At 62.7% G+C, this 7,663-nt stretch carries 9 protein-coding genes; 1 reads left to right on the top strand and 8 read right to left on the bottom strand.

Annotated features, from left to right (window positions below; genetic code table 11):
- From VL752_RS22070 to VL752_RS22080, 3 genes are all read right to left on the bottom strand, one after another.
- The coding region (locus VL752_RS22070) for a glycosyltransferase family 2 protein (RefSeq protein WP_325358803.1) at positions 1-992 on the bottom strand (992 nt) is incomplete at its 3' end.
- Between the two features lie 323 nt (positions 993-1,315).
- On the bottom strand, positions 1,316-1,516 hold the full coding sequence (locus VL752_RS22075; RefSeq protein WP_325358805.1) for a hypothetical protein: 201 nt from the start codon (positions 1,514-1,516) through the stop codon (positions 1,316-1,318).
- 395 nt (positions 1,517-1,911) lie between these two features.
- Positions 1,912-2,121, bottom strand: a complete 210-nt coding sequence (locus VL752_RS22080) for a cold-shock protein (RefSeq protein ID WP_325358817.1) — start codon at positions 2,119-2,121, stop codon at positions 1,912-1,914.
- A gap of 408 nt (positions 2,122-2,529) precedes the next feature.
- Here VL752_RS22080 and VL752_RS22305 point away from each other — a divergent pair, with 408 nt between their 5' ends.
- Positions 2,530-2,964, top strand: coding sequence for a DUF1488 family protein (locus VL752_RS22305; RefSeq protein WP_408863200.1), 435 nt, complete (start codon positions 2,530-2,532; stop codon positions 2,962-2,964).
- Positions 2,965-3,192: 228 nt separating this feature from the next.
- On the opposite strand, the gene VL752_RS22090 is transcribed toward VL752_RS22305, so the two are convergent.
- From VL752_RS22090 to VL752_RS22110, 5 genes are all read right to left on the bottom strand, one after another.
- Entirely contained in the window at positions 3,193-3,852 is a 660-nt protein-coding gene (locus VL752_RS22090) for a 2OG-Fe(II) oxygenase (RefSeq protein WP_325358809.1), read from the bottom strand.
- A complete protein-coding gene (locus VL752_RS22095; RefSeq protein WP_325358811.1) occupies positions 3,845-4,468 on the bottom strand; it encodes a 2OG-Fe(II) oxygenase family protein in 624 nt (207 codons plus the stop codon). Before VL752_RS22095 ends, VL752_RS22090 begins: the two co-directional genes overlap by 8 nt.
- Positions 4,469-4,570: 102 nt before the next feature.
- On the bottom strand, positions 4,571-5,893 hold the full coding sequence (locus tag VL752_RS22100) for an aspartate aminotransferase family protein (RefSeq protein ID WP_408863201.1): 1,323 nt from the start codon (positions 5,891-5,893) through the stop codon (positions 4,571-4,573).
- 4 nt (positions 5,894-5,897) lie between these two features.
- Positions 5,898-6,929, bottom strand: coding sequence for a phosphotransferase (locus VL752_RS22105; protein WP_325358813.1), 1,032 nt, complete (start codon positions 6,927-6,929; stop codon positions 5,898-5,900).
- Positions 6,930-6,939: 10 nt separating this feature from the next.
- A partial coding sequence (locus tag VL752_RS22110; protein WP_325358815.1) for a M20/M25/M40 family metallo-hydrolase occupies positions 6,940-7,663 on the bottom strand: 724 nt, incomplete at its 5' end.

Here is a 7,663-nt window from a genome sequence, read left to right on the forward strand (position 1 = left end):
GTTGTTGCCTTTTCGGTCCAGCTGCGGCGGATGATGTAGATCGGCCGCTGCTTGGTCTCCTCATAGATTCTGCCGATATATTCGCCGATGACACCGAGTGCGACGAGCTGCACGCCGCCCAGGAACAGAACCGCCACCATCAGGGATGGATAGCCGCTGACCGTATTGCCGAAACTGATCGTGCGCACGATCAGGAACACAGCATAGAGCAGGGAGAGCAGCGCGACCGCGAGCCCAAAATAGGATGCCATGCGGAGCGGCACCTGGCTGAAGGAGGTGATGCCCTCCAGCGCAAAATTCCACAGTCGCCAGTAGTTCCAATTGGTGCGGCCGGCATAGCGGCAAGCCCGTCGGTAGGTCACCGAGGCAGTTGGGAAGCCGACCCAGACGAACATGCCCTTCATGAACCGCCGCCTCTCCGGCATGCACTTGAGCGCCTCGACCGCGGCGCGGGAGAGCAGGCGGAAATCCCCTGTATCGCGCGGAATTTCTATGGCGCTCAGCCGATTGATGATGCGGTAGAAGAAATGGGCGGAGCCGCGTTTGAGCCAGCCTTCGCCCTCCCGTACTTCCCTCACGGCATTGACGACGTCAAAGCCCTCCCGCCACTTGGCGACAAGAGCGGGGATGAGTTCGGGCGGATCCTGAAGATCGGCGTCGAGCGGAACGATCACGGCGCCACGGGCTTGATCGAGCCCGGCACTCATTGCCGCCTCCTTCCCGAAGTTGCGGGACAGATCATAGACGCGAACCCTGTCATCCTCTGTATGCAGCCTGATGAGTGCAGGGAGCGTCGCGTCTCGGCTACCGTCATTGACGCAGACGAGTTCCCAACTGAGAGCGGCTCCATCAAGCACGGCTCGCACCCGCGCATAGAGCGTTTGGACGTTCGCGGCCTCATCGTGACAGGGCACCACGACCGATACGAGGGGCACTGGTCCACCGAAGGCGGGCTCACAGGACATATGCGTGTCGGGCGGTCGAGGAAACATCGGGATCTCATCCCATTTTATGCGTCGGAGACCATTCGCGATGGTTGAGCCGTGGCCTACAGGAGTTCGGCCGATCTTATGTTGCTTATATGAAACTAACCCTATAGCTGATCGGAGAGGCGGTGACGATACCCCTCTGTGCCACTGGGGGTGTTTTCCCGCAGGCTCCAACAATTCAACCCTGTCAGTTTCAAGATCAGGCTTTGCGCGGGCGTTCCACCCCAAGGCGCCAGCCGCAGGGCCATCGGCCCTATGGCCGGAAATCGGAAATGATGGAACCGTGTACTGCCTGCCTTCTTGAGGACAGGTTGGACGTCAGAGCCTCACTGACTGGCGAGGCGCAACATGTATTCGTCGAAGACACGCTCATGCGTATCAAGCGCACTCTTGACCCGATACTGGAAGCCGAGGCTGGACAGCGGCAGAAGCCGGACGACGATATAGACGCCGGGGCGAAGGTTTTCGTTTGCGCCGCCGCCGACCACAATCACACGATCGCCCTTGGCAAATCTGCGATTCAGCATCTCGTTCGCATCCAGTTCAAAAATTGTCAAAAGCGACAAAGAACATCGACCTTTTGCCATCGTGCATCGGCTCGAGACTGCCGAGATGCACGCAGCTCAGGAGGCCGCGATGCCGGTCCTGCTTGCCCAGCCCCCAGGGAGGGCTGAACGGTTCTTTTGCGGCTCAGGACGGTCTGATCCATTCAGTTCGTATCACCCATGCGATTCGGGAAACCGTGAATTAGACCATTATCAATAAGTTAGGGTGCGATCTGCCAGACAAAGGCACGTTCGTTTCAATCTGACAGACTCGCACCCCAGAAAGCAAAAAAGGCCGGGCGAACCCGACCTTCTTCTAAGCGCTTCGATGACCGATGCCAGTACATCCGTGGTCAAAGGCCAGAAACGCTGTCTCTTTACGCGGCCTTCAGATTTTCCGCCGCGACCTTGCCGCTACGGTTGTTCTTAACCGCATCGAAGCTGACCTGCTGGCCTTCATTGAGGCTGCGGAGGCCGGCCTGTTCGACGGCCGAGATATGCACGAACACGTCAGCGCCACCTTCATCGGGCTGGATGAAACCGAAACCCTTGGTCGCGTTGAACCACTTAACAGTGCCAGTTGCCATGACGATTCCCTTTAAATCGGTCACAAATTTAGCTCGAGCAAAACCATGCGAGCTTTTCCACGGTCGATTTTGGGAGAGGAAGATCGTCAGAAGCGCACAAGGCGCAGAACAAAGTTCATCAGCAAGATCGATAGACGCATCTAGCTCGCCGCAGCGGCGGATAGCAAGTGAAATCTGGACCACCCAAAATTTCTTGAACCGTGCGACCCTTCGCAGCGCACGGTTGAGACCCAACCGTGCGCTGGAAATGCACTGCTTGCCACGAAAAAAGCTGAGCACTGGTTCTGATGCTCAACCACCTGCTTCGATCCGGTCGGAGATCCAGCCGGCGACTTACATAGCCAGTGGCGCCGCCGCGGCAATTCTCCTATAGTGCGCCTAGGGGCGCTGGGCAATCAATCTTCTGAAATGCGCCTCGACTGCGCCAAGAAGTCGCGCAGAGGTGACACGCGGAACTTGGCTGTTCTTTTAACGATACATCATAGAATCAGCTGTTTCGCTTCGAAAAACCGGGCAATCCATGCCTTGAAAGATCGGCCATTGAGACCAGGACAGTCAACTCTATCAAATAAGAAGTTCGATGGATCTTCGATAAATTTCAGCATCGACGTGCATGGCGAGCACGTTCCCTGCGCAATCTCCCTCGCGGCGCTCGAAACAATATCCGGGGACAGACGGCGCCAGCGTGCGCAGCTTCTCTCCAACTTTCATGCCCACGAAGAGCGCATTTCCCGGATCGCCCACAATCTCTTTCTGCGCCGCCCGGACAGCGTCGACGGCACGATCCGGATTTGGGAGAACGATGTCGATGACGATGCGGTCGGAGACGGACCGGCGGCATGACCTCGGCGGCCGGGCCATCCACCCGGCCCAACTTGGACAGGGGCTGCATACCGGCCCGCCCTCCCCGGCCTCTGTCCCAGCCGAGGGACAGGATCGGTGGTGCGGCGTGCCTGTCGCATTGCTCTAGTCCTGAGGGCACGCGGCCTGCTGGCTGAATTTGAGCTCTTCGATGCGGGCGCCGGCTCGTGCCATCAAATCCAGTTCCCTTGAACGGGAGTCCGGTCCGGATCAGAGGCTGACGGGCCGATCCGGAAAGGCGAGTTCGTGCCGGGCGCGCCATTCCGGCGTCACGTAATTCACGATGAGCGAGCGGCGCACACCGGTGATGGGGCGGCGAATGAAGCCGTGCCAGGTATCGGTCCCCGGCACAAAGACAAGGCCGGCATTGCGCTGTGCCGGAGCGCTTCCGACATGGCGCAGCGGTGTCTCGTAAAGATCGGTGCCCCAATCCTCGCCAGGCGGCGGATCGGTCAGATAGATCAGCATGGTGAAGAATTTCGCGCCGATATCCGTATGCGGTTCGAGCCAGAAGCCGTCCCTGTCCAGGCAGTATTCGATCCGGAGATGGCTGCCGAGAAGATCAGCCCCGGTCTGGCGGCAGAGCGCCCCCACCGTCTCCGGCGCCTGCAGGGCGGCGGCCAGCGCCCGGCAGACCGGGAACGCGGCCTGCGCTGCGGCGCCGAAGAAAAGACGGCTGGAATTATGCGTCTCCCGTCGCCCCTGTGTCTCGCCGATCTCGGGCGCTACGAGCGGCAAGTCGCAGATCCCATCCAGAACCGGCCCGGGCAGCATGGCCTCGGGCAGCCAATGGGGATAGGGGAAAGGCCGTATCTCTGCTGCCGCCACCGCCTCGCGGAGCCAAACCGCGATCTCGCCCGGATCATGCATAGCGCAAGATTCTCTTGGCTCGGGCGGAAATTCGATGACGCATCAATTCACGATGCGCCGCGAAACTATTCACCATCCAGTTAACCATCACCGCGCGGCGTGGTCCGACAAAACTCTCGTGCCCATGATAGGAATTGTAAGACCTTTGAAACATGACGAGGGTGCCGAGCGCCGGGGGCACTTCGGCAATGACGTCTTCCATATCGGTCTGACTTCGCAACAATCTTAGCCGCCCGCCCTCCCCCTCCCAATTCTCGTTGAAGTAAAGCAGGAGCGTGATCCGTTTCGTAACGCTATCAGTATGGATGCGCCCGTCGCGCTCCTGGCAGCGTCCGCGCACCGTCACCATGGTCGGATGGCCTTCAAGGTCGAGGCCGAATTTCTCGGCGACCGTCCGGGTCATTTCGGGGCCCGTCAATTCAGCAACAAGCGCGTCGAACAAGGGGCCGCGCCGCGTCGCCTCCACCGGCAGCAGGCCAGGAACGTCGATCACCGGGAAGCTTTGCGCGACCGCCTGAACCGATTCAGCCAAGAGGAAATTGCTCAGGACGATATGCTTGAAGGGCTCGGTCACGAGAGGGGCGGCCCTGAAGGCCGCAAGATCGAGGAGCGCCATGCAGAAGGTTCCCAGAGATGCCGCCCCTCGCTAGGGCCGCGCACCTCTTCCCTCATTGACTTGAATCAAGCCCAGACGCCATGCCACCGGGGTCTGATCGGTTCAGATGAGCGCGAGCACCGCCTCGGTCTGCTCCAGGAAGAGAGCCGCATTCTCGGACGAGAAGGGCAGCGGCGGCCGGATCTTCAACACATGCCCCCGCGGCCCGGAGGCGCTGATGAGCACACGGCGGGCGCGCAACCCATTGACGATGCGCGCGGCGAGAGTGGCCGAGGGACGCCCTTCCTCCAGGATATCGGCGGCGACGAAAAGGCCGGCGCCACGCACCGCGCCGATCGCCGGATAGCGGGTGGCGAGAGTCTCGAGCCCGGCTTTGATCTGTGCACCGACGCGGGCGGCATTCTCCATCAGTCCCTCATCCCGGATCACCCCGAGCACCGCGAGGCCCGCCGCAGCCGCCACCGGATTGCCACCGAAAGTATTGAAATAGCGGAGGTCGCGACCGAAGGATTCCAGGATTTCCGGACGCGCGGCCATGCCGGCTACCGGAAAGCCGTTGCCCATCGGTTTGCCCATGGTGACGAGATCCGGAAGGACGCCATGGCGCATGAAGCCCCACATCGCCGCCCCGGTGCGGCCAAAGCCCGGCTGCACCTCGTCCGCGATGAAGAGACCGCCAGCCACACGGATTACCTGCGCGGCTTCCTGCAGGAAGCCGGGCGGATCGGCGCGCACGCCGTCACTCGAAAAGATCGTGTCCACGAGAAGGGCGGCCGGTTTGATGCCATGCGCCGCAAGATCGTCGATGGCGCGCTTGACGCCGGCGGCGAATTCGGCGCCGACGACCGCCGCGTCGCGCCCCTCCGCCCGGGGCGGCGGAACCATCCGCACAAGCGGGCTCCTCGGCATATTGGGGCCAAGAGAAGGTGAGGCTTCGGCCAGCACCGAGGTGACGCCGTGATAGGCGGTCTCGGTCACGATGAGGCCGGTGCCTCCCGTGTGGTGACGCGCGATGCGAAGGGCGAGGTCGTTCGCCTCGCTCCCCGTACAGGTGAACATGACGTGGCCGAGCGCGGGCGGCATGGTCGCGAGCAGCGCCTCGGCATAGTCCAGTACGCCATCGGTTAGGTACCGGGTATGGGTATTGAGCACCGCCATCTGGCGGGAGACGGCCTCCACCACCGCCGGATGGCTATGCCCGACACTGGCGACATTGTTATAGACGTCGAGATAGGCTTGACCTTCAGGATCGAACAGCCAGACCCCCTCGCCGCGGACGAAATGTACGGGCTTTTCGTAAAAGAGGCGGTAGGCCGGCCCGAGCAGCCGGGCGCGCCGTTCAATCAGCGCGCGATCTGCGGCCGAAAGATCGCTCGCCGCCTCAGCGTCGAACGCGTTAACCATCGCCATCTTGGCATCGGACATCGCTTCAGGCTCCCCGGCAGGCGGCGTTGAGATAATCCTCGGCTTCCGCCCGGCCCACGCCGCCGAGCGCGACCAGCCCCCGGCGCGAATTGCCGACATTGCGCAGGATATAGTCCCGGTTCTCAGGGTGCAGCGCCGCCCGCCAATTGCTGATGGTGATGGCGAGCGCCAGGCGCATGGGAATGAGATCGGCGAGCAGCGCGATTTCCGGTTCGGATAACTGCGTTTCGGCATGAAAGCCGGCGACCGTCTCGGCCGCCGTCTCGAAAGGGTGCGCGGCGCCCAGCACCTGATAGCTGGCCGCGACCGCGAGGTCTTGCACGCGCGGGGCGACGGCGAGATCGCCGAAATCGATGATACCGCTGATGCGCCGGTGATCCTCGGGGTCCACGAGTAGATTGTGCGGATTGAAGTCGTTATGGATCGGCTGCTGGGGCAGCGCGGCCAGGGCGGGCAGCACGCGGCCTTCGAAAATGTCGAAACGCTCGGCGATCAGCGCATGCTCCGCGGGATCAGCGACGTGGGCGATGAGCGGGCGCAGCGAGACCGCCTGCCCCATGTCCCAGATGAGGTCGAGCTTCGGCATGGCACCCGGAAAGCTGCCAAGACCACGGTCGAGTGCCGCGAGCGTCGTGCCGATACGGCGGCGCTGCGCAGCTTCGCGCTCGGCGAGGTGCAAGGGCATGCCGGGCAGGAAGGACAGTAGACGGGTCGTGCGGGCGACGCCCGCCCAATCTGCCCGCACCACGCTTTGACCATCCGGTGTCAGAATCACCCGCGGCACGGGCAGGGTGGGATCGACATCCGCGAGATGGAGCAAGCAGTCGGTCTGGAATTTTGTCACCTCCGGGGCCTCGCCCGGATGGGTGATCTTGAGCAGGTAGGAGGCGCCGGCCGGCGTCTGGAGCTCAAAATTCGCGTCCCGTTCGCTGCCCAGCGGCCGCGCGACCGCCGCGATGCCATAGGCTTCCTGGGCGAAAGACTCCGCCTGCGCCTCCGTGACCGGCGGGCATGCCTCGGTAAAGCGGCTGTCCATCGCGCTCGCCTCAGCGACGGTTCGCACGCCGCAACACGGCGTGCATCAATACCTCCGCCCCTGCCGCGCATTGCTCGGGGGCGGTGTATTCGAACTCGCTGTGTGAAATACCGTCCCGGCTGGGCACGAAAATAAGCGCCGTCGGGCAGACGGGCCCCAGGCTCAGCGCGTCGTGGCCGGTATTGGCGGAAAGGCGCCGCACGGAATGGCCGAGTTCGCTTGCCACACCCTCCACCAGCGTCACCATCTCTTCGGGGAAGATCACCGGCTCCCGGGTCGCGTCGGCCAGGATGTTGAAGGTAAGGCCGGCCGTGGCGCCGATCTCCTCCAGCGCTGCCATGATCGCGCCGCGCAGGCCGAGCATCTTCTCCCGCGAGGGCTCCACCATCATCACCGTAAAGGTTGCGCGGTGCGGCACATTGACGCGGTTATTCGGCCAGACGTCTAGCTGCGAGACCGCTGCCCGGCTCTCATGCTCGGCCGCGATCCGCTCGATCGCGACCAGGGCTTTTGCCGCCCCCAGCAGCGCGTTGCGCTGCCGCTGAAAATGCGTCGCCTGGGTATGGCCGTTGGCGCCGAGGCATTCGAAGGTGATGTAGACGAGGTAATTGCTATGGGTCACGGCAGCGATCGCCGTGCCCTTCGCCTCCAGTTCCGGTCCCTGCTCGACATGCAGTTCGATGTAACTGTCCAGCGGCCGGCCGCCGACCGGCTCCTCGCCGCGATAGCGGATG

Origin of the sequence: Acidisoma sp. (assembly GCF_035492295.1) — a bacterium.
In the GTDB taxonomy this organism is placed as follows: domain Bacteria; phylum Pseudomonadota; class Alphaproteobacteria; order Acetobacterales; family Acetobacteraceae; genus Acidisoma.